Origin of the sequence: Mumia spirodelae (assembly GCF_050632745.1) — a bacterium.
Lineage (GTDB): Bacteria > Actinomycetota > Actinomycetes > Propionibacteriales > Nocardioidaceae > Mumia.
Genome location: NZ_JBODSD010000001.1, coordinates 500,838 through 521,944 on the forward strand (window position 1 = coordinate 500,838; position 21,107 = coordinate 521,944).

At 71.7% G+C, this 21,107-nt stretch carries 17 protein-coding genes; 8 read left to right on the plus strand and 9 right to left on the minus strand.

Annotated elements, in window-relative coordinates:
* The first annotated feature begins 3 nt into the window (after positions 1-3).
* Genes ACQSSQ_RS02505 through ACQSSQ_RS02520 form a run of 4 tightly spaced genes read left to right on the plus strand, consistent with a single transcriptional unit; the run spans position 4 to position 4,598 of the window.
* On the plus strand, positions 4-1,071 hold the full coding sequence (locus ACQSSQ_RS02505; protein WP_431325453.1) for an acyl-CoA dehydrogenase family protein: 1,068 nt from the start codon (positions 4-6) through the stop codon (positions 1,069-1,071).
* Complete coding sequence (locus tag ACQSSQ_RS02510) at positions 1,068-2,174, plus strand: acyl-CoA dehydrogenase family protein (RefSeq protein WP_431325454.1); 1,107 nt, start codon at positions 1,068-1,070, stop codon at positions 2,172-2,174. Before ACQSSQ_RS02505 ends, ACQSSQ_RS02510 begins: the two co-directional genes overlap by 4 nt.
* Before the next feature lie 44 nt (positions 2,175-2,218).
* Complete coding sequence (locus ACQSSQ_RS02515) at positions 2,219-2,992, plus strand: enoyl-CoA hydratase/isomerase family protein (protein ID WP_431325455.1); 774 nt, start codon at positions 2,219-2,221, stop codon at positions 2,990-2,992.
* Positions 2,993-3,038: 46 nt separating this feature from the next.
* Positions 3,039-4,598: a long-chain-fatty-acid--CoA ligase gene (locus ACQSSQ_RS02520; protein ID WP_431326765.1), complete on the plus strand. Its 1,560-nt coding sequence runs from the start codon at positions 3,039-3,041 to the stop codon at positions 4,596-4,598.
* 119 nt (positions 4,599-4,717) lie between these two features.
* On the opposite strand, the gene ACQSSQ_RS02525 is transcribed toward ACQSSQ_RS02520, so the two are convergent.
* Genes ACQSSQ_RS02525 through ACQSSQ_RS02545 form a run of 5 tightly spaced genes read right to left on the minus strand, consistent with a single transcriptional unit; the run spans position 4,718 to position 14,418 of the window.
* Complete coding sequence (locus tag ACQSSQ_RS02525) at positions 4,718-6,832, minus strand: hydantoinase/oxoprolinase family protein (RefSeq protein WP_431325456.1); 2,115 nt, start codon at positions 6,830-6,832, stop codon at positions 4,718-4,720.
* Positions 6,829-9,168 (minus strand): hydantoinase B/oxoprolinase family protein, encoded by a 2,340-nt coding sequence (locus ACQSSQ_RS02530; protein WP_431326766.1) that lies wholly within the window; start codon positions 9,166-9,168, stop codon positions 6,829-6,831. Before ACQSSQ_RS02530 ends, ACQSSQ_RS02525 begins: the two co-directional genes overlap by 4 nt.
* Positions 9,169-9,173: 5 nt before the next feature.
* Positions 9,174-11,273, minus strand: a complete 2,100-nt coding sequence (locus ACQSSQ_RS02535) for a hydantoinase B/oxoprolinase family protein (protein ID WP_431325457.1) — start codon at positions 11,271-11,273, stop codon at positions 9,174-9,176.
* Complete coding sequence (locus ACQSSQ_RS02540; protein ID WP_431325458.1) at positions 11,270-13,363, minus strand: hydantoinase/oxoprolinase family protein; 2,094 nt, start codon at positions 13,361-13,363, stop codon at positions 11,270-11,272. The genes ACQSSQ_RS02535 and ACQSSQ_RS02540 overlap by 4 nt, the downstream gene beginning before the upstream one ends.
* Positions 13,360-14,418, minus strand: a complete 1,059-nt coding sequence (locus tag ACQSSQ_RS02545; RefSeq protein WP_431325459.1) for a hypothetical protein — start codon at positions 14,416-14,418, stop codon at positions 13,360-13,362. Before ACQSSQ_RS02545 ends, ACQSSQ_RS02540 begins: the two co-directional genes overlap by 4 nt.
* Before the next feature lie 92 nt (positions 14,419-14,510).
* Between ACQSSQ_RS02545 and ACQSSQ_RS02550 the strand changes: the two genes are divergently transcribed.
* From ACQSSQ_RS02550 to ACQSSQ_RS02560, 3 genes are read left to right on the plus strand one after another with little or no spacing between them, the layout of a single operon-like run.
* The gene (locus ACQSSQ_RS02550; protein WP_431325460.1) at positions 14,511-15,680 is read left to right on the plus strand and encodes an acyl-CoA dehydrogenase family protein; all 1,170 of its coding nucleotides are present in this window, start codon (positions 14,511-14,513) and stop codon (positions 15,678-15,680) included.
* Positions 15,677-16,795 carry an acyl-CoA dehydrogenase family protein gene (locus ACQSSQ_RS02555; RefSeq protein ID WP_431325461.1) on the plus strand — a complete coding sequence of 373 codons (1,119 nt, stop codon included), beginning with the start codon at positions 15,677-15,679 and terminating at the stop codon, positions 16,793-16,795. Before ACQSSQ_RS02550 ends, ACQSSQ_RS02555 begins: the two co-directional genes overlap by 4 nt.
* Entirely contained in the window at positions 16,792-17,577 is a 786-nt protein-coding gene (locus tag ACQSSQ_RS02560; protein WP_431325462.1) for an SDR family NAD(P)-dependent oxidoreductase, read from the plus strand. Before ACQSSQ_RS02555 ends, ACQSSQ_RS02560 begins: the two co-directional genes overlap by 4 nt.
* A 5-nt stretch (positions 17,578-17,582) precedes the next feature.
* Here ACQSSQ_RS02560 and ACQSSQ_RS02565 read toward each other — a convergent pair whose 3' ends face one another.
* Together ACQSSQ_RS02565 and ACQSSQ_RS02570 are read right to left on the minus strand one after the other, a co-directional pair.
* Complete coding sequence (locus ACQSSQ_RS02565) at positions 17,583-18,173, minus strand: TetR/AcrR family transcriptional regulator (RefSeq protein ID WP_431325463.1); 591 nt, start codon at positions 18,171-18,173, stop codon at positions 17,583-17,585.
* A 139-nt stretch (positions 18,174-18,312) separates the two neighbouring features.
* Positions 18,313-19,047, minus strand: a complete 735-nt coding sequence (locus tag ACQSSQ_RS02570; protein WP_431325464.1) for an enoyl-CoA hydratase-related protein — start codon at positions 19,045-19,047, stop codon at positions 18,313-18,315.
* A gap of 191 nt (positions 19,048-19,238) precedes the next feature.
* Between ACQSSQ_RS02570 and ACQSSQ_RS02575 the strand changes: the two genes are divergently transcribed.
* Positions 19,239-19,874 carry a TetR/AcrR family transcriptional regulator gene (locus tag ACQSSQ_RS02575; RefSeq protein WP_431325465.1) on the plus strand — a complete coding sequence of 212 codons (636 nt, stop codon included), beginning with the start codon at positions 19,239-19,241 and terminating at the stop codon, positions 19,872-19,874.
* 35 nt (positions 19,875-19,909) lie between these two features.
* Here the strand turns inward: ACQSSQ_RS02575 and ACQSSQ_RS02580 are convergent, their stop codons facing one another.
* Entirely contained in the window at positions 19,910-20,320 is a 411-nt protein-coding gene (locus ACQSSQ_RS02580) for a nuclear transport factor 2 family protein (protein ID WP_431325466.1), read from the minus strand.
* An 81-nt stretch (positions 20,321-20,401) separates the two neighbouring features.
* Positions 20,402-21,061, minus strand: coding sequence for an HD domain-containing protein (locus ACQSSQ_RS02585; RefSeq protein WP_431325467.1), 660 nt, complete (start codon positions 21,059-21,061; stop codon positions 20,402-20,404).
* Between the last annotated feature and the right edge of the window lie 46 nt (positions 21,062-21,107).

Sequence of the window (21,107 nt, forward strand, 5' to 3'; positions counted from 1 at the left end):
GGGGTGAGCGCAACGGCGACGTCTCCCGTGCAGGCCGACCCGAGCGCGTGGCGCGACCTCGTCGACTCCGACGAGCGCGCCGAGTTCGCGGCCTCGGTCCGCGCGCACCTCGGCACGCGGTTCGGACCGGACGCGGCGCGCGCGTGCTTCGACGCGGGCCAGCCCGAGGACGCCTGGCGCGAGATCGCGTCGGCCGACTACCCCGTGATCGGCCTCCCGGAGGCGATGGGCGGCGTCGGATCGCTCGTGGACACCGTCGCGATGGTCGAGGCCGCAGGGCCGGCACTGGTCCCGCTGCCGCTGGTGTGCACCGTGATGGCCTGGCAGACCCTTGCGCACGCGCGCTCGCCGTACGGACCGGCGTACGAGGTCGCTTCCGAGCGCCGAGCGGCGCTCGCCGTGGTGGACGGGGGCGACCTCGTGGTGCTCGACGGCGCGCTGGCGGACGAGGTCGTGCTGGTCGGCACCCGCGGCGCCGCGGCGACCGTCTCGGTCGCCGACGTCGCGGACGCGGTCACGGCCGTGCACCATCACGTCGACCCGGGCCGGCCGACGGCCGTGCTCGACCGTACGAGGCTGAGCGCGACCGTCGTCGCCGACGGACCGGCCGACGTCGACGCGGTCCTCGCGCCGGCGCGGACGGTGCTGGCCGCCGACCTCACCGGGATCGGCGCGGCGGCCCTCGACCGCGCCGTCCGGCACGCACTCGAGCGCGAGCAGTTCGGCAAGCGGATCGGCGCCTTCCAGGGGATCAAGCACCGGCTCGCCGACGTGTACGTCGCCGTCGAGCGTGCGCGGTCGCTGACCAGGGCGGCCGCGGTCGCGCTGGCGAGCGAGCAGACGAGCGACCGGTCGGCCGCCGAGCTGGCCCTCCTCGCGAAGGCCGCCGCGACCGACGCGGCGGTGGACTCCACCCGGGCGTACGTGCAGGTGCTCGGTGCCATGGGCATGACGTTCGAGGCCGACGCCCACCTCTACTTCCGCCGTGCGCAGCAGACGGCGCCGTTCCTCGGCTCGGCCGCCGCGTGCTACCGGGCGGCGGCGCTCCACCGCAGGGAGGACCACCGATGAGCGACGTGCTGGCGGCGTACGACGAGTTCCTCGGCGAGGCGCTCCCCGCGGACTACGCCGCGCGGGTCGACCACTACCGCCACGACGACCGGCTCAAGACGGACTTCCAGGTCGCCGCGTTCGAGGCCGGCTGGCTCGTGCCCGACTGGGAGCCGGGCCTCGGCGGGCAGAGCCTGCCGTCCGGCGACGCGCTCGCCGTACGGATCGAGGGCGCCCGGCGTCGCGTCCCCAAGATCCACAACGTCCAGGGCGTCGGCGTCGTGGCGCCCGGTCTGCGGCGCTTCGGCACGCCAGCACAGCAGGACCGTCTCCTGCGGCCGGTGCTGCGGGGCGACGAGTGGTGGGCGCTGGGCATGTCCGAGCCGGGGTCAGGCTCCGACCTCGCGTCGCTGCGGACGCAGGCGCGGCGCGAGGGGGACGAGTTCGTCGTCAACGGGTCGAAGATCTGGACCACGCAGGCACGCGAGTCGCGCTGGGCGACGCTGTACGTCCGCACCGATCCCGACGCGGCCCGACCGCACGCGGGGATCTCGTGCCTGATCCTCGACCTGCGCAGCCCCGGCGTGGACGTGCGCCCGATCCCGCGTGCCGCACCCTCCGTCGACGCGTTCTGCGAGGTCTTCCTCGACGACGTGCGCATCCCGGCCGACAACCTGCTCGGACCGCTCAACGGCGGCTGGAGGGTCGCGTCGGAGAGCCTCGAGCACGAGCGCGACATGATCTGGGTCAACAACTGGGTCGAGATCGCGCAGGCGGTCGAACCAGCCCTGCGGCGCCCCGACCTCGGCGACGACGCCCTGACCGAGCTGGGCCGCATCCTGGCCGACGCCGAGGCCGTGCGGTTCACCGGGCTGCGGACGGTCTTCTCGCGGTTGGCCGGCCGGGACCCGGACGAGTTCTTCATCCTCAAGCTGCTCGGCTCCGAGGCAGCGCAGCGGGCGACCCGCTTCGCGATGGAGTCCGCCGGCGTGGACGGCCTGCTCGACGCGCAGCTGATGGAGGACCGCGTCGAGTCGCTCGGCGCGACGATCTACGGCGGCACCTCCGAGGTGCAGCGCAACATCGTCGGCGAGCGGGTGCTCGGGCTGCCCCGCGACCGCTGAGCAGCCCCTGTTCGCACGAGAAGAACCGCACGAGAGGAAGACGAGTGGCGTACGAGACGATCGAGGTCGAGCGGAGGGGCGAGGTCCTGAGCGTCCGCCTGAACCGTCCCGACCAGCTCAACGCGTTCGACTGGACGATGACCGCCGAGCTGACCGACCTGTGGGAGCAGACGGCGACCGACCGGACGGTCCGCGTCGTGGTCCTCACCGGTGCGGGGCGCGGATTCTGCGCGGGCGCGGACGTCTCCGACCTCGCGGCGGAGCGCAAGCCGCGCGGCGAGGGGGTCGAGGGCGAGCTGTCGTTCCTGCCCGGACCGCACCTCGACGTGCCGGTGATCGTCGCGGTCAACGGCGTGTGCGCCGGGGGAGGCCTGCACTTCGTCGCCGACGCCGACGTCGCGATCGCCAGCGAGGCGGCGTCGTTCGTGGACCCGCACGTGAGCGTGGGGCAGGTGAGCGCGCTGGAGCCGGTGTCGCTCGCGCTGCGCGTTCCGCTGCCGAGGCTGATGCGGTTGGCGCTGCTCGGCAAGGGCGAGCGCCTCAGCGCCACCCAGGCGCTCGCGATCGACCTCGTGACCGAGGTCGTCCCGGCCGAGGAGCTGGAGGCCCGGGCGCACGCGCTGGCCGACCTGGTCGTCGCGGGCTCGCCGGCCGCCGTCGCCGCGACCCGTCGCGCGATCCGTGACGTCGAGGCCCAGCTCGTACGCCCGGCGATGGAGCGCGGGTGGGAGGCCGTCCAGGCGCACTGGGATCACCCGGACTCGCGCGAGGGCCCGCTCGCCTTCGCCGAACGGCGGACCCCGCGGTGGCAGTCATGAAAGCCTTGACAAGAGAGGGAGTGGTGGAGATGGCGGTGTGTCCCCGATGAAGGAGCTGGTGTTCCCGCGCCTGCTCGTGCCGACGGTCGAGCGGGTCCCTGACCGCGTGGCGGTCGTCGCCGAGTACGACGACGGCACCTCGTACGAGGCGACCTTCGCGCAGCACCTGGACCGGGTGCTGCGGCTCAAGCGCGCACTCGCGGAAGGGCTCGGCGTCGGTCCGCAGGGCCGGTTCGCGGTCATCGCCGACAACAGCCACCGCTACCTCGAGCTGTGGCACGCCGCGCTCTTCGGGGCGGGTGTCATCAACCCGCTGAACGCCCGCCTGGCGCTCCCGGAGCTGGACTACATCCTCAACGACTCGCAGGTCGAGACGATCTTCGTGGACAGCACCTACGCTCCGGTCGTCGAGAAGCTCCGCGACACCACGGCCCTTCGGACGGTCGTGCTGATGGACGACGGCGACGGCGCCCACGACCTGCGGTACGAGGACCTGCTCGCGGCGCACGCTCCCGCGGACGACTCCGAGCCGGACGAGGACGACGTCGCGGTGCTGATGTACACCGGCGGGACGTCCGGCAAGCCCAAGGGCGTGCAGCTGACCCACCGGGCCGAGGCGCTCACGGTCTATCGCATGGACTTCGCGTACCGCTACTTCGGCGCTGACGACGTCTTCCTCATGAACACCCCGATGTTCCACGTCGCCGGCTGCCTCGGGCTGATGGGGATGCCGGCTGCGGGGAGCCGTGTTGTCATCCTGCCGCGCTTCGACCCGGGCACGGCCCTCGCCGCGATCGAGAAGCACCGGGTGACACGGCTCGGGGTCGTCTCGATGATGCTCGCGATGCTGATGGCGCACCCCGACTTCACGCGCGAGAAGGTGGCGTCGGTGCGCGCCATCGCGTACGGGGGCTCCCCGATGCCGGAGGACCTGATGCGCCGGCTCGGGGAGGAGTTCCCGCGCAGCGAGCTCTTCCAGATCTACGGGATGACCGAGATGGCCGCCGTCCTCACCGAGCTCACGCCCGCCGACCACCGTGCCGGCGGCGAGCGCACGCGGTCCGCCGGGCGTGCGCTGCCCGGCGTCCGCATGCGGATCTGCGACCCGGGGACCGGGGAGGTGCTGCCGACGGGCGAGGTCGGGGAGATCGTGGTCCAGTCGGGTGCCGCCATGACGGGCTACTGGAACCTGCCCGAGGAGACCGCGCAGGTGCTGCGCGACGGCTGGTACTACACCGGCGACATGGGTCGCCTCGACGACGAGGGCTACCTGTACGTCACCGACCGGCTGAAGGACATGATCGTCACGGGTGGTGAGAACGTGTACTCGATCGAGGTCGAGAACGCGCTGTCCACCCACCCGGCGGTCGCGCAGGTCGCGGTCATCGGCGTCCCGTCGTCGACGTGGGGCGAGGCGGTGCACGCGGTGGTGATGCTGCGCCCCGGTCAGGACGCGACCGAGCAGGAGCTGATCGACCACGTCCGCGCGCGGATCGCGGCGTACAAGGCGCCGAAGTCGGTCGAGCTCCGGACGGAGCCGCTGCCGATGTCGGCCGCGGCGAAGATCCTCAAGCGCGAGCTCCGCGCGTCGTACGTCGCCCCCTGACCTCCGCACGCCCCAGCCGCCCCACGCGCCCCACGATGTGGCGCCTTATCCACCTTTCCGCGGCGGACTCGGGTGGATAAGGCGGCAAATCGTGGGGCGGCGGGTGGCGGGCGGCGGGCTCAGGTCTCGATCACGATGCTGTCGTAGGCGTCCACCATCGCGCGCTGCCCCTGCCGGAGCACGAGCGTGGTGTCGACGAACTCCACGATCGCGGGCCCGACGATGCGGGCGCCGGTGGTGACGTCCTCCCCGCGGTAGACCGGCGTACGCACCGGGTCCGGGCCGAGCTCGTACCAGATCACGTCGCGCTCGCCGGCGGGTACGACGTCGTGCGGTACGCCGTCGCCTCGGGCGGTCAGCTCCGCGGCCGCAATCTGCGCCCGGGCGCTGACCCGCAGCGACGTGACCATGAAGCCTGCGACCGGGTAGCCGCTGCCCTGCCCGTAGAGGCGCTCGTACTCCTCCTCGAACGCTGTGAGGAGCTGCGCGATCTCGTCGGGACCGTAGACGCCGTCGGGCGCGGGGATGCGGATCTGGTTGACCTGCATCGTGTAGCGCATCTCGACGGAGCGCTCGAGGGTCGGGTTCGCGTCGCGCATCCCGGCGGGCATGGCGACGCGGACCTCCTCCTCGAGCTGCTTCCACGCGTTGTTGAGCGCGTCGGGGTCGAAGGGCGACGCCAGGACGAGCGGCAGGTCCTGCACGAGCATCGCGTCGGACGACGCGACGCCGAAGGCCGACCAACCCGCCGCGAGGTCCCCGAGCGGCACCACCAGGGTCCGGATCCCGAGGCTGCGCGCGACCTGCGGGCAGTGGACGGCGCCCGCGCCGCCGTACGCGTACATCACGCACGAACGCGGGTCGTACCCCTGCTGGATGCTCGAGAGCCGGATCGCGTCGGCCATCTGGTCGTCGACGATCCGGGCGGCCGCGGCGGCCGTCTGCTCGACGGTGAAGCCCAGCGGCTCGCCCGCGCGCGCCAGGGCGTCGCGTGCGGCGCGGGTGCCGAGGGCGAGGTCGCCGCCGAGGAAGTACTCCGGGTTGAGGTAGCCCAGCACGAGGTCGGCGTCGGTGACGGTGGCCTCCTCGCCGCCGCGCAGGTACGCCGCCGGGCCGGGGACGGCGCCCGCGCTCTGCGGACCGACGCGAAGGCTTGCGGTCTCCTCGTCGTACGCGACGATGCTGCCGCCGCCCGAGCCGACGGAGCGTACGTCGAGCGTGGGGACGAAGTATTCGTACTGGCCGTAGCGGGTCTCGGTCCGGGTGACGGGCTGGCCGCGCCGGATGACGCCGACGTCGAAGGTCGTGCCGCCCATGTCTCCGGTGAGCACGTTGCCGTCCCCAGCGGCGTCGTCACCACCCATCGCCTGAGCCAGCTTGCCGGCGCCGATCAGCCCCGCCACCGGCCCGGAGCCGATCGTGAGCAGAGGGAGCCGGCTCGCGCGCTCGGCGTCGATCAGCCCGCCGGTGCAGCTCATCACGGAGAGCTCGCCCGCGTAGCCCAACGCCCGCAGCCGCGCCGTGAGCTGCTGCAGGTACGTGCTGGTCACCGGGCCGATCATGGCGTTGATCGCGGTCGCGACGCTGCGCTGGTACTCGCCCGGCCGCGGACTGACGTCGCCGCTGAGCGACAGGAACGCCCCGGGCGCCTCCTCGTTGATGATGCGGCCGACGAGACGCTCGTGCGCGTCGTTGGCGGTCGACCACAAGAAGGTGACCGCGAAGGCCTCCACCCCGTCGGCGACCAGCGCCCTGACCTGCTCGCGTACGCGGTCCTCGTCGAGCGCCACGATGACCGCGCCGTCGGCGGCGATGCGCTCGTCGACCTCGACCACCATCGCCTTCGGGATCAGCGCCTCGGGCTTGGTGTGCCCCGCAAGGCGCGCGATCTGGCGCGCGTCGAGCCCGGCGAGCCGGTGCCCGGCCTGCATGAACGACAGCGTGTCGCCGTGCCCCGCGGTCGTGAGGAGCGCCGTACGGGACGTGCGCTTCTCGACCAGCGCGTTCGTCGCGACCGTGCAGCCGTGCACGATCGCGCGCGCCTGGCCGATCAGCTCGTCGGCGCCGATGCCGATCCGACCTGCCGCGACCTCGATCGCGGCGAGGAAACCCTCGTGGAAGTCCGGCGGGGTCGACGGCGCCTTCCCGATCGCGATCCGGCCCTCGTCGTCGAGGACCACGCAGTCGGTGAACGTGCCACCGATGTCGACACCGATCACGTAGCGGCCGGTCATCGGAACACCACCTCCGTCAGCATGGGCTCGCCCGCGCGGGCGATCTCGATCGTCATCAACGTCTGGCAGCCCGGGCAGCAGTAGCGCCGCAGGACCATGTCCTCGTCCAGGAACGTCCGAGGGTCGTCGACGCGGGGGAGCACGTCGACGCCGGTCTGGTCGACGAGCAGCCCGCGCTTGTAGTTCTCGCGGTAGTCGGACAGGACGCGGTCGCACGTCGCGCAGGCGAGCACCCGGCGCTCGCCGTCGTCGCGGGCGACCACGTACTCGTGGACGGGCACCGCGGGCCCTGCGGTCGCCGGCGCCACCTCGTACGGAGCAGCCTCGCCGAAGACCTCGGCCGCTGGTTGCCAAGTTGCCCGCTCGGCGCGGATCGCCGTACGCCGCTGCGCCGTCGCGTCGGCGTCGACCTGCACCGCGTCGGTCCGGGCGCCGTCGAGCACCACGCCGTACAGCCCGGCGGCCGCCTCGACCGACACCCGTCCCTGCGCCACGTCCTCGGCCACCCGCTCGGGCTCGCGGTCGAGCGGGTCGCCGTAGCCGCCACCGCCGCACACGACGAGGAGCAGCACGTCGTCGGCGTTCAACGGGGTCCCGTTGGACTTGCCGCGCAGCGCCTGCGCCTCGCGCCGCGCCAGCTCGGCGACGTCGCGCGGCATCTCGCCGTCGGCCCAACGGCGGCGCACGTCGGTGCCGGTCAGCACCTCGTACCGGGCCGTCGGTGACGGGAGACCACCGAAGACCCCGACGGCCTGGTTGGTCGACACCCCCTGACCGCCGGCGTTGGTGACGATGTCGATCGCTGCCGCGTGGTACGGCGTGATCGCCACCTCCATGCCGACCCCGCCGCGCCATCGGCCGGCGCCGCCGGTGTCAGAAGCCTCTCGGCGGTACATCACGAGCATCGGGTAGAACTGCTCGCTGGCCTCGATGTTGGGCATCCGGATGAGCGGGATGTACGAGGCTCCGCTCGTGTCGACGCCGTCGGAGTGCGACCGCGCGCCGCCGCCGAAGCCGGAGGCCTCGGTCAGCGCCGTACCGAACACGCGACCGCCCTCGTCGGCGCCCGCGATCACGGTCAGCGGCACGTCAGGGCCGGAGACGACCAGGTCCTCCTTGAGCTGCGGGTCGCAGGCCATCAGGCGGGAGAACACGTTGTGCAGCCGCATGTACGCGCTGCTGACGTTGAGCACGCTGCCGCTGACGGCGGCGGGGTAGTCGACGCAGCTCAGCGTCCCGGGCAGCGGGCGGAAGTCGATCTGCCGCTCTGCCCCGCCGACCGAGAAGGTGTGCTCGTGGAGCATGGTCTGGCCGACGACGCCGAGGACGACGCCGGCGAAGTTCATGTACGTGAAGCCGATCGGCCCGTCGACCTGCGGATCGGTGCCGACGTTGTCGATGATCAGGCGCGAGCCGCGTTTGGTCACGTTGAACTGCACGCGGTGCGTCGTCCGGTCGCCGGGCATCTTCTCGTCGAAGTAGAGGACGTCGCTCAGGGTGCAGTCCGGGACGCGCTCGAGCTTGCGCGCGAAGGCCGCCTGAGCGTTGTCGAGGATGGTCCGCATCGCCGCCTTCACGGTCGAGGCGCCGAACTCCTCGCACGTCTCCTGAAGCCGCTTCGCCGCGAACCGGCACCCGGCGAGCTGGGCGCGCAGGTCGAGGGCGACCATGTCCGGCAGGCGCGACTGGCGGCGGAACATCTCCTCGAGGTCGGGCCGCAGCACGCCCCGCTCGACCAGCTTGAACGGGCGGAAGATGATCGGGTCGCTGAAGATGTCGGGTGCGTTCTGCGGCCAGCCGCCAGGCACGATGCCGCCCAGGTCGTACTGCTGCGCGGCGTTGGACACCCACGCGAACAGCTTGCCGTCGACGAACACCGGTGCCGCGATGCAGACGTCCATCTGGTGCGAGGCGCCGATCCACGGGTCGCTGGCGAGGAAGATGTCGCCCTCGTCGATCCCGGGGTTGTCGCTCAGGCGCTCCATCAGGTAGCGGACCATCAGCGGCGAGCCGGTGTTGAGGTACTGGATGAACGGTGCCCCCATCACGATCTCGCCGTCCTCGGTGAGGATCGACATGTTGAAGTCGAGGGCCTGGAAGATGGGCGAGCCCGACATGCGGGAGAGCGTGTCGCCGTGGGCGAGGTTGAGCGTCCAGAGCCGGTTGCGGAGGACCTCGAACGTGACCGGGTCGAGGTCATCGTCGGCGACCGTGTCGATCGCGAGCGTCGGCGAGACGCGGTCCCGCCAGTCAGGGGACGGGCGATAGCTGTGCTGGACGCCGTCCCAGACAACGGAGTCGTACGCGTCCCGGGCGTCGGAGCGGAGCGCGGTCATCGTCGTCACGCCCTCGTCCAGTGGTCCGGCTGGGCCGCGACGCTGAGCGGTGACCCCGACGGGACCGCCTCGACCAGCAAGGTGCGTCCGGTCTCCGGATCGAGGTAGGTCCGCTCGACGATGGCGGCGGCGACCTGACGCTCGAGCGTCGGACACCCGTCGGTCCAGGAGTCCGGCGCGTGCGCGAGGATCGCGCCGCTCTGCGCGGCGACCGCGGTCGCGCCACGGCGCTCGACGCCGACGAACAGCGGGTGCGGAGCCTGGTCGAGGTCGCCTGGCCGTGCCGGTCCGGCTACCGGCTTCGCCGCCGGCTGGGCCGCCGCGAGCCGCTCCGCCCTGATCCGGTCGCGGCGCTGCGCGGTGGCGTCGAGGACAGGCTGGCCGTGCTCCACGACGACCCCGTACGAGGTCAGCGCCACCTCGGGCGTGATGCGGTGGCACCGTACGTCGCGGGCGACCCTGTCGGGCTCCCGGTCCAGCGGGTCGCCGTAGCCGCCCGCCGTGGCCAGCGCGAACTCGACGGCGTCCCCCTCGGCGAGCACCACGTTGCTGCTCTTGCCCGGCAGCGTGTCGCTGGTGCCGTCGGCACGGTGCAGGGTGAACTCGCACACCCCGCCCGGGAAGCCGCCGGCCGCACCGTTGAGGGGGACGTCCTCGCGGATCGCCAGGCACTGCCCGACGATCTGGGCGACGCCGTGCGGTCGCAGCTGCATGTGGGCGCCTCCGCCACTGCGGAAGGTCCCCTCGCCGAACGCGCCACCGCGGGCCCGCTTGAAGTCGATGAGCATCGGGTACGCCGACTCGAGCGACTCGACGTCGCTCGCCTCCATGATCTGTGCCCGCGACACCATGAAGTTCGACAGGTCGATCCCGTCGTGGTCGTGCGCCGCGGCGGCCCCGCCCATCGCGCCGTCCAGCATCATCCAGCCGTCAGGCCCGGCGGGTCCGACGTACGCCCAGGTCTGGATCGCCAGCGTGGTCGAGGCGATGGGGCCGGTCGCGAGGTGGGCGACCTCGCTCTCGTCGGAGGCGGCGATCGCCATCATCACGCACTCCGTGGCGGCGGTGGACGCCGCGAGCGCGACGTCGCAGTGGGCGGAGGCGACCGGCGCCGGCGGCGCGCTGTGCATGATCGTGCCCTTCGGACAGTTCACCGTGACCGGCGCGAACATGCCCTCGTTCAGCGGCAGGTCGTACGTGAGCACGTCGGAGATGTCGCCCACGACGCCTGCGGTCACGATGTGCGGCTGGGTGTTGAAGAAGTGGGGGGCCTGCGGTGGCGCTCCCTCGAAGTCGAAGACCAGCTCGTCGCCGCGCACCGTCATCCGCGTCGGCACCTCGTACAGCTCCTCGTGCCACTCGACCCACATGTCGTAGCGGTACTCGCCGTCGGCGAGCTGGCCGATGCGGCGGCGCATCTCGGTCTCGGCCAGGCGGCGCAGCTCCGCGGCCCCGTCGACGAACCCCTCCGTGCCCATGCTGTCGGCGATGGCGACGAGCTTGTCCGCGGCGACCTGGCAGCCGGCCACGAGGCTCCGCATGTCCATCTCGACCATGTCGGCCTGACGGACGTTGGTCCGCAGGATGCCCCACACGTCGGGCTGCTCGACGCCCGCGCGGAACAGGCGTACGGGCGGGAACCGCAAGGCCTCCTGGTAGCACTCGGTCGCCGCCGGCGTCCACGACCCGAAGACCATGCCGCCCAGGTCGATGAGGTGACCGGAGTTCACGACCCACGCGATCAGGGTGTCGCCGTGGAACACGGGCATCTGGACGACGACGTCCTGCGGGTGCAGCCCGCCGCCGTTGTAGGGGTCGTTGGACAGGAAGACGTCCCCAGGGGAGATGGTGTCGTGGCTCGCCATGGTGACGTGGACGGCCGGTCCGCAGATGCCGAAGTGGTGCGAGATGGCGCCGCCGGCCACCATCATCGAGCCGTCCGCCTCCAGCAGCGTGCAGGAGTAGTCACGGCTCTCGATGATGATGGGGCTGATCGCGGTGCGCTCGATGGTGATCGCGCCCTCCTCGGCGACGGCCTGAAGGCGGGAGCGCAGCACCTCCAAGGCGATCGGGTCGGACGCCGTCCGGTGGTCGGTGAGGGTCATTTCGCTGCCTCCAGGTGCAGGTTGCGGTAGGAGTCGACGGTGGCGGTGAAGGTCTCGGGGACCCAGATCGTGGTGTCGGCGGCGTCGACGACGGCCGGACCCGTGAGGCGGTGCCCGGCCTGCAGGGTGTCGCCGAGGACGGTCGGCACGGGAGTGGGCTCGGCGCCCCGGGTGAGGTGCACCAGACGCTCGCCGCTGGTCGCGGGTACGCCGCCGGGGCCGTCGTCGTACTGCGCCAGGGACGCCCGGACGGTGGCGCCCAGGCCGTACGCCCGCAGCGTGACCAGCTCGACCGGCGCTCCGGTGGAGACGGCGCCGGAGCCGTACCGGGAGACGTACTCCCGCGTGAAGCGCTCGACGAGCGCGGCCTGCCCGTCCTCGTCGAGGCCGCCGTCCCACGGGATCTGCAGCTCGTAGTGCTGGCGGAAGAACCGGACGTCGGCGATCAGCCCGATCGTGACGTCCTCGTCCGGCACCTCGTCGGCCGCGAGGTCGGCGCGGACCTCGGCAGCCAGCTCCTTCGCGGTCTGCGCCAGCACGTCGCTTCCGTCGGGCAGCAGGACCGACACCGCTCGGCTGCGCTCGCGGCGTACGTCCGAGGTGGCGGCACCGAACGCGGACAGGACGGAGGCGAGCTCGGGGACGACGACGCCGCGCAGCCCGAGCTCGCGGGCGATCTCCGCGCTCGACAGCGCGCCGCACCCGCCCATCGTGATCAGCGAGAACTCGCGCTGGTCGACGCCCTGCTCGGCGAACCGGGCCCGCAGCGCGCGGGTCATGCTGGACTTCGCGACCTCCCAGATGCCCCAGGCGGCCTCGACGGCGCTCATCCCCAGCTGCTCGCCGAGCTGCGAGCAGACTGCCCGCGCGGCGTCGCTGTCCAGGGCCATCGTGCCGCCGAGGAACTGCGCGGGATCGATGTAGCCGAGCACCACGAGCGCGTCGGTGACGGTCGGCTCCGAGCCGCCCCGGCCGTAGCAGGCGGGGCCTGGGCTCGCGCCGGCCGAGCGTGGCCCGACGCGCAGGATGTTGAGCGAGTCCACCCAGCCGACGGACCCGCCGCCGGTGCCGATCGAGTTGATGTCGATCATCGGCAGGGCGGTCCAGATCCCCATCAGCTCGCCGGTGCTGCGCCGTGACGCCACACCGTCGGAGATGAACGACACGTCGAAGGACGTCCCACCCACGTCGCCGGTGACGGCGTTGCTGATCCCGGTCGCGGCGCAGATCGCCTGGGCGGCGATGACGCCCGCGGCAGGCCCGGACTCGGCCATGGTGGCGGGGACGCGGCGTCCCTCGGCCACGCTGATCGACCCGCCGCCGGAGTGCACCAGCAGCGGCGACACCCGCAGTCCTCGCGCGGCCAGCTCGGCGGCGAGCGTGTCGACACCGTCGAGGGCGCCACCGGTGTACGCGTTCAGCAGCGCGAACTGGGTGCGCTCGAACTCCTTGACCACCGGCAGCAGCTCGGCGCCGGAGGTGACCGGCAGGTCGGGGAACCGCTCGCGCACGGCGGCGACGGCGGCGCTCTCGTGCGCGTCGTTGACGCACGACCAGAGGAAGGAGATCGTCAGGCCCTCGATCTGGTGGTGGTCGACGAGCCACTCGACCTCGGCGACGACGTCCGCCGGCTCGAGCGCGGTCAGCACGGTGCCCGTGCGGTCGATCCGTTCGCGGACACCGCGGATGCGTTCACGGTCGACCAAGGAGTCGGGAGTGGTCAGCCAGCCGTCGACGTGCGTCCGCATCGCCCGGGCCATCGGGACGAGGTCCTCGAAGCCCTGGGTGGTGACGAGCCCGAGGCGACGTCCCGCGCGCGAGGCGATGGCGTTGGTCACCGCGGTCGTGCCGAGGCCGAACCGGGCGACGCTCGGAAGGAGCGCGTCGAGCGTGGTGCCGGCCCGCTCGGCCACCCGCTCGCAGGCGTCGAGCACCCCTGCCCCGAGGTTGCCGGGGGTGCTCGGCGCCTTGGCGCGCCACACCGTGGTGCCGTCGGACAGGATCGCGTCGGTGAACGTGCCGCCGACGTCGACGCCGATGCACGTGCTCCCGGGTGGCTGTGTCCCGTGTTCTGGGTCGAGCGTGGTCATGCGTGGTCTCCTCTTCGCGAGCGTTCGAACGGGAAGTTGCCGGCCTGCGTGCCCCACTCGTGGACGGCCTCGCCGTCGATGCGCGTGCGCGCACCCCAGTGGTGGATCTCTGCCTCGATGCGCCCGACCTGGCGGCAGTAGTACGCCCCGGCGACACCGTTGAGCTCGAACTGGTCGCTGACCCGGCCGTCGAGGAGGCGCGCGAAGAAGTCGCGCTGACCGTCCGAGGCCTTCAGGGTGACGACCTGCGGGCGCGGGAGCCCCGTACTCGGCTCGGTCGTGAACCGTTCGACGCTGCTGGAGGACGCGAACGTGCTCAGGACGGGCTCGCTGCCGCGATAGAGCACGAACGGGGTGAAGTGCCGGTAGCCGAGTCGGGCGGAGGCCGCCGAGTCGGTCCAGATCCCCGTGTAGTCGCCGCAGGTGAAGTGGCCCCACGTCCACACCGACTGGGCCGACGGTGCGCCTTCCTCGCCGGCGAGCGGGAGCGACGACAGCTGCTTCTCGAGGTGGGCCGCCCCGGTCACCACCGTCTCCTCGCCGTCGACCGTGATGCGGCCGGTGACGTCGGTACGAGGCGCGACCGGCCACCAGCCGACCGCGGTCCCGGTCTCCTCGCGGTAGTGCGTGTAGCCCGGGGACGCTGACGTGAACTTCACGCCCGCGCAGACCACCGTGCCCGCGAGCTCGATCCGTACCCCGTCGATCGCGACCGACAGGCGGACGGACGCGGGCCTCCCGTCGGTGTCGAACGTGCCGGCCAAGACGTTGTCGTCGCCCCACCGTCCACCGAACTCGGTCGGGGTGAACGCGGCGGCCTCGTACGTCTCGTGGACCTCGACGACGTCCTTGCCCGGCCGTAGGAGGTTGACGGTGATCGCAGGCCGACCGCCGTCGTGGGGACGGCAGCGGTAGAGGCCGATGCCGACCTGCCAGCCGTTGTCGAGGCCTGCGTCGAGCCAGAACAGGTCGACGAAGTCCGGGTCGTCCTTCCCGAGGTCGAGGTGCCAGGCGATCTCGGCCGGAGTGATGTGGTGGAAGTCACGGTCGCTCACCCGGCGGACACTACACAACCGACCAGTTGGTTGACTAGGCCTCGTTCCCGCCTCTAGCCTGTGGGCGTTGGCAAGCAGTCGTGGAGGCGCACGTGAAAACGGTCATCGGTCCGACGCAGCGGGCGTTCCTCGCCGAGCTGAGGTCCTATCTCGACGGGCTCGACGCCGAGCTCGTCGACGCCACGCGGGCGGAGAACATCGAGGACCCCATGCAGCCGCGCGAGCACGGCCGTCGTTTCCTGCGCCGACTCGCCGCCGACGGCTGGCTGGGCGTCTCCTGGCCGCAGGAGTACGGCGGTCAGGGTCGGACCGAGATCGAGCACTGGCTGTTCGCCGAGGAGCTCTACAACCGTCGGCTCCCGAACGGCCTGCTCACGCTCAACGTCATCGGGCCCACGCTCATGCTCACCGGGACGGAGGAGCAGAAGGCCGACTACCTGCCGCGGATCATCAACGGCGAGCTGGTGTTCGCGATCGGCTACAGCGAGCCCGACGCGGGCAGCGACCTCGCGTCGCTCCGTACCCGCGCCGTCCGCGACGGCGACGAGTACGTCGTCAACGGGCAGAAGATCTGGACCACGGGCGGGCACGTCGCGACGCACTACTGGCTCGCCGCCCGGACGGGCAAGCAGGAGGACCGCCACCGCGGTGTCAGCCTGTTCATCGTCCCGATGGACGCGCCGGGCATCACCGTCACCCCGATCGTCACCCAGGGCGGCGAGCGGACCACGTCGGTGTTCCTCGACGACGTCCGCATCCCCGCGTCGCAGCGCATCGGCGAGGAGAACGACGGCTGGTCGGCGATCGTGTGCGCCCTGAACTTCGAGCGGATGTTCTTCCACAACGAGCCCCGCTGGGAGCTGGAGCAGCTCGCGGGTTGGGCCGACGAGCACGGTCTCCTCGACGGCGAGAGCCCGGAGGCGTACGCCCTGCAGGAGCGGATGGGCGAGCACGCGGTCGACGTCGAGATCTGCCGCCTCCTCGCGCTGCGCGGCGCGAGCATGCTGGCCGAGGGGAAGGTCCCGGTCGCCGAGGCGTCGGCCAACAAGATCTGGTGGGGTGAGCTGCGACAACGGATCTGCGACACCGGGTTGGACCTGATCGGCGAGGAGGGCGCGATCGCGCACGGTTCGCCGTACGCCCCGGCGCACGGGCACCTCGAGCACGGCCTGCAGTCGTCGCCGGTGTGGCGCTTCGGCGGCGGCACCAACGAGATCCAGCTCGACATGATCGCCAACCAAGGGCTGGGGATGCCGCGATGACCACGTTCGCCCTGTCGGAGGAAGAGGCCCAGGTCCAGGCGACCGCGCGAGCGTTCCTCCGCGACTTCGTCGACAACACCTACCTCAACGAGCAGGAGGCCTCGGTCGCGGGATTCGAGTCCGCGCGCTGGGAGCGCATGAGAGACCTCGGATGGACCAGCGTGCACCTTCCCGCCCGCGTCGGCGGGGCGGACGGGACGCTGGTCGACGCCGCGCTCATCGCACGGGAGTGCGGGCGCGCCGCACTCGCGACGCCGTTGCTCCCCACGTTGCGGACCGCGACGGTCCTCGACGCGGTCGGCGGTCACAAGACGTACGACGACGTGCTGGCGCGCATCGTCGGCGGCGCGATCGCGACCCTCGTCTCACCACCGGACCGGACCGTGGTCGCCGAGCGCGTGTCGGGCGGCTTCGCTCTCAGCGGGCCACCCGTCCTCGTCGAGTGGCTCGCCCAGGCGGAGTGGGTGGCGCTCCTGCTGCCCACCCGCGACGAGGGCTGGATCTGCGCCGTCGTCGCGGCGGACGCCTTCGGGGAACGGGCGCAGGACGTGCCGAGCATCGACAACGAGCGGATGGTGCGGCTCGACCTCGACGGGCTGGTGCTTCCGAGCGAGGCCGTCCGTTCGGTGCACGTGCCTGCCGAGACGGCCGCGGACGCCGTCGCCCGTGCCGACCTGCTGCGGGCCAGCGCGATGGTCGGCGGCGCCCAGGACGTCGTCGAGCGCACGGCGAAGTACGCGCTGGAGCGCCACCAGTTCGGTCAGCCGCTGGGGAAGTTCCAGGCCGTACGCCACCACCTCGCGCGCATGGTCATCGCCGCGGACGGTGCCCAGCTGCTGTGCGACGACGCGTTGAACCGCGCGCAGCCCGGAACCAGCGAGACGGCGATCGCCCAGGCGGCGGTCTTCGCCGCCGGCAGGTCGTACGTCCAGGTGGTGCTCACCGGCGCTCAGGTGCACGGCGGGGTCGGCACGACGGTCGAGCACATCCTGCACCACCACTTCCGGCGGGCGAAGGCGATGCAGCTGCGGTCCGGCCGGCGGTCCACCCGGTTGCGTGAGCTCCACCACGCGCTCGTCGTCCGCAAGGAAGCCGTCGAAGGCAGCCTGTGGTGACCGCCTCGCGGGTCGCCGTCGTGACGGGCGGGGGTCGTGGACTCGGACGGGCGACGGCCCTGCGGCTCGCGCGCGACGGGGTCGACGTCGCCGTCGTTGCGCGGTCGCTGGACGAGGTCGCCGCCGTGGCCGACGAGGCGAAGTCCTGCGGCGTGCGCTCCCTCGGGCTGTCGGTCGACGTCACGTCGACCGAGGCGGTCGACGCCGTGCGCGACGAGGTCGTGCGCGAGCTCGGGTCCGTCGACATCCTCGTGAACAACGCCGGCAACCTCCTCTACAAGCCGTTCGTCCCGCTGCCGGGTCGCGAGGACGCGTACCCCGGCTTCGACACGCCGATCAGCGACGGCGAGTGGGCGAACGTGATGGAGGTCCACCTCGGCGGTGCCGTGCGGATGCTCCGCGCGTTCGGCCCGGGCATGCTTGCCCGGGGCAGCGGCCGCGTCGTGAACGTCGTCAGCAACGTGGTGCGACGGGCCGTGCCGTACACGGTGGGGTACGACACCGCGAAGGGAGCGCTCGTCCAGCTGACGCGCTCGCTCGCGCGGGAGTGGGGGCGCTACGGCGTCACCGTGAACGCCGTGGCCGCCGGGCACTTCGAGACCGAGATGACGCGCGAGCAGTTCGCGGACGAGCGTGCCCGCGAGCAGATGATCAGCCGGGTCGCGATGCGTCGGACCGGTGAGCTCGACGAGTTCGCCGATCTCGTCGCGTACCTCTGCGGCGACGCGGCGGGCTTCGTCACGGGTGAGCTGATCGCGATCGACGGCGGCGAGACGTTGTGATCCCGTCAGTCCTGCGGCTTGAGGATCCCGGCGAGGACGAACTCGGTCAGCTCCTCGACGACCGCGTTCTTGCCGCGGCCTGACCTCGGGCGGAACCAGTTGGGGATGTAGGCCAGCACGCCGACGATGGAGTAGTGGACGACGCTGACGTTGACGGGGCGGAACTCCCCGGCGGCGATGCCTTCCTTCAGCAGCTTCTGGGAGAAGTTGCGGTACTTCTCGACGCGCCGGAGGACGTCGCTCGCCTGCTCGGCGGGAAGGTTCCGCTCGACCCAGGGCAGCTCCTGGAAGAAGACCACGAGCTCGTCCGACGCTCCCGCGGCCTGCGCCACCTCAAGCCTCACGAGCTCGCGGAAGCGTTCGGTGGGGGTGCCCTCGTCGGGGACCTTGCCGAGGAGCGTGATCGTGGTGTCCAGCTGGTCCGAGAGCAGCTCGTAGAGGATCGCGCTCTTCGACGAGTAGTAGTGGTAGAGCGTCCCCTTGTTCAGCCCCACGGTGTCGGCGATCAGGTCCATCGTGGCGGAGCTGTAGCCGTGCTCGCGGAACAGTCGAGCAGCGGTCGACCGCACATCGGCACGTCGGGAGACTCTCGGCATGGCATTCCTCTCGCTGCTGGAGGTGGCACCGGACGGGCGCGGGCGAGGACGGCTGTGAGGCCGGTGGCCTCGTCACCGCCGTCCGCGATCGTATCGCCGGTTTACAGGTGCCGCCTCGACCGCCGGGCACCGCGCGTGTCTAGGCGCCGACGAACACCGGTGCACGGCCGGTCGCGATGGCGATGAACGCCTCCATCACGTCCTCTGAGTCCGCCGCGACCGCGGTTGCGTCCGCCTCGTCCTCGAGGGTCTCGTCGAAGCCTCTGGCGAACGACGCGTCGAGCAGGCGCTTCGTCAGGGTCTGGGCGATCGGAGGGCCGTCCGCGAGCCGGCGGGCGATCCGGTCGGCGACCTCGTCGAGGGCGTCCGGCGGGACGACCTGAGCGACGAGGCCGAGCCGGAGCGCCTCTTCAGCGTCGAGGGTGTCGCCGAGCAGGGCCAGGCGCTTGGCGGCCTGGAGCCCCACCGTGCGGGGGAGCAGCCAGGTGCTGCCGAAGGTAGGAGGCAGCCCCCGTCGTACCGAGTCCAGGCGGAAGGAGGCGCGTGACGAGGCGACGACGAGGTCGCACGCGAGCGCGATGCCGGTCCCGATATCGACGGCCGGCCCGCCGACGGCTGCGACCACGACCTGCGGCAGGTGGTGGAGCGCCCGTGCGGTGGCGACCACGTCTGGCATCCCCGCGACGTCCACGCCCGAGCAGAACGTCGGTCCGGCACCGCTCAGAAGGACCGCGCGGTCCTCGTCGGAGCCGGCGATCCGCTCGAGCTCGACGCGGAGGTCCCCGAGGTCCGTGACCGTGAGGGCGTTGCTTCGTCGCGGGTTGTCGACGGTGATCCGCACGAGCCCGTCGTCGCGCTCCACCCGAAGGACCATGGTCACCATCCTGATGTCGGCCGAGAGGTCAACCGTACGGTGGGTTATTCGCCCTGTCCATACGTGTGATCTGCACCATCTGGCGGTGAGCGGTCTGGCTGATAGGGTCGCCGCATCGGCCGAACAGTTGGTTGGTAACAAGCGCGGGTGCCGGTCAGTCGCACCCACACCGGACGACCAGGTGGAAGCACATGCCCAGGACCTCTCGACGTGCCGACGTGCGCGCGACCGCTGCCCGGATCTTCCGCGAGTACGGCTACAGCTCCGCCACGATGGACCTGATCGCCGACACCGTGGGGCTGAACAAGGGGACCTTGTACCACTACTACCCCTCGAAGAGCGCGATCCTCTACGAGCTGCTGTCCGACCAGGTCGACGAGACGATCGCCCTTGTCGAGAAGGTGCCGGCCGACGCGCGTCCGCACGAGCGGCTGCGTGAGCTGGTACGCCTCCAGGTGGAGCACGTCGCCGGCATCTCCGACGAGCTGGCGGTCTTCTTCCACGAGATCCCGTGGATCGAGAAGAACCTGGATGCCGACCAGGTGAAGGATCTCCGGCAGCGGATCGAGACCTACCGAGGGATCACCGAGGGGTTGCTGACCGAGGGCAGCGAGGCCGGCGAGCTGCGCGAGCTGGACGCCGCGATGATCCAGTACTCCATCATCGGCGTGCTCGCCTATGTGCCGGAGTGGTTCCGACCGCGGACGGCCCGCGCGACGGCGCGGGTGGTCGACGAGCTGTCGGAGTTCGTGATGGGGGGCGTGCTCCGGCCGGGCCTGGCGACCCAGGAGACCCTGGCCGGCGACGAGCGCGCAGCGGGGGACTGACCGCGCTCGTCCTCCGGCCAGCGTCTGCCCGGGCGCTAGGCCGTACGCCGCGAGGCCGGACCGAAGCCGGCTGCCTCGCCGGAGTCGATGTACTCGTCGAGACGGGTGATCAGGCCCTCCTCGTTCACGCGCACGACGACGCACGCGTGGAGGGCGACCTCCTCACCGCTCTCCACGTTGACGCCGCGGAGCACGTGCTGCTGCACGACGCCGCCGTCGAAGACCTGGACCTGACGATCGGTGTAGCGGCGGTCGGACACGAAGCGCGGCATGGCCTCGAGCACCTTCGCGTTCCGCTCGACCGTCTGCTCGCGGTTGTCGTTGTTGTGCCAGATCACCGCGTCGTCGGCGTACACGTTGTAGAGGTCGGCCGCGTCTCCCGCCTCGGCCGCCGCGATGATCCGGTCGAGGAGCACCACGTACGGGTGCCGCTCGGAGTCCGACATGCTGTCTCCTTCGCTCGTGAGGGTCGTCGTGATCCTCGTGACTGGCGTCACTGTAGCGGAGAAGGTCTGCTAACTGAAGTATCAGTCCCCGGGCTCCCGGCCGGGCGCCGGGCGGATCCACCCGTGGCGCAGCCCCTCCGTGATGAAGGCATCCGTGACCGCGCCGAGGCTCGTGGAGGCCGCCACGACCCCGGCCTCGCGGGCCCGGACCGTCTCGACCGTCGCGCCGGGCATCTGCCAGGTCCCGCCCTCGGCGAGCCAGTTGAGCAGCATGGGCTCGAGGCGGTCCATCGCCCTCCCGAAGCGCGACTCCGGCGTCGCGCCCGACTCGAACTCGTCCCACAGCTCGCGGATCTCGCGCGCCTGGTCCTCGGGTAGCAGCGCGAACAGGCGGTCGGCGGCCGCCTCCTCCCGCGCGCGCTGGTCCACGACCGCGGCCGGGTCGAACACCGGGCTGTCGCCGGCGTAGATCTCGACCAGGTCGTGGACGACCACGAGCTTGATCGCGTGCCCGACGTCGAAGGACTCGTCGGCGTACTCGCTGAGCAGCAGCACCATCAGGGCGAGGTGCCACGAGTGCTCCGCGTCGTTCTCGCGCCGGTCGGCGGCGGCGAGCGGAGAGGCTCGGAGGATCGTCTTGAGCCGGTCGGCCTCGGCGATGAAGGTCAGCTGCGCGGCGAGCCGCTCTCCGATGCCTTCCGGGAGCGGGTTGCGATCGATGATCTGGGCGTCGTCTTCCACGGCTCCGACACTCTCACGCGATGAGTTCCGCGGCCCGGTCCGGTCA

Excerpts from the sequence above, each read along its gene's own strand:
- ACQSSQ_RS02510 (WP_431325454.1), top strand. The coding sequence starts at position 1,068 with ATGAGCGACGTGCTGGCGGCGTACGACGAGTTCCTCGGCGAGGCGCTC.
- ACQSSQ_RS02520 (WP_431326765.1), top strand. The coding sequence starts at position 3,039 with ATGAAGGAGCTGGTGTTCCCGCGCCTGCTCGTGCCGACGGTCGAGCGG.
- ACQSSQ_RS02525 (WP_431325456.1), bottom strand. The coding sequence starts at position 6,832 with ATGACCGGCCGCTACGTGATCGGTGTCGACATCGGTGGCACGTTCACC.
- ACQSSQ_RS02530 (WP_431326766.1), bottom strand. The coding sequence starts at position 9,168 with ATGACCGCGCTCCGCTCCGACGCCCGGGACGCGTACGACTCCGTTGTC.
- ACQSSQ_RS02535 (WP_431325457.1), bottom strand. The coding sequence starts at position 11,273 with ATGACCCTCACCGACCACCGGACGGCGTCCGACCCGATCGCCTTGGAG.
- ACQSSQ_RS02540 (WP_431325458.1), bottom strand. The coding sequence starts at position 13,363 with ATGACCACGCTCGACCCAGAACACGGGACACAGCCACCCGGGAGCACG.
- ACQSSQ_RS02555 (WP_431325461.1), top strand. The coding sequence starts at position 15,677 with ATGACCACGTTCGCCCTGTCGGAGGAAGAGGCCCAGGTCCAGGCGACC.
- ACQSSQ_RS02565 (WP_431325463.1), bottom strand. The coding sequence starts at position 18,173 with ATGCCGAGAGTCTCCCGACGTGCCGATGTGCGGTCGACCGCTGCTCGA.
- ACQSSQ_RS02570 (WP_431325464.1), bottom strand. The coding sequence starts at position 19,047 with ATGGTCCTTCGGGTGGAGCGCGACGACGGGCTCGTGCGGATCACCGTC.
- ACQSSQ_RS02575 (WP_431325465.1), top strand. The coding sequence starts at position 19,239 with ATGCCCAGGACCTCTCGACGTGCCGACGTGCGCGCGACCGCTGCCCGG.
- ACQSSQ_RS02580 (WP_431325466.1), bottom strand. The coding sequence starts at position 20,320 with ATGTCGGACTCCGAGCGGCACCCGTACGTGGTGCTCCTCGACCGGATC.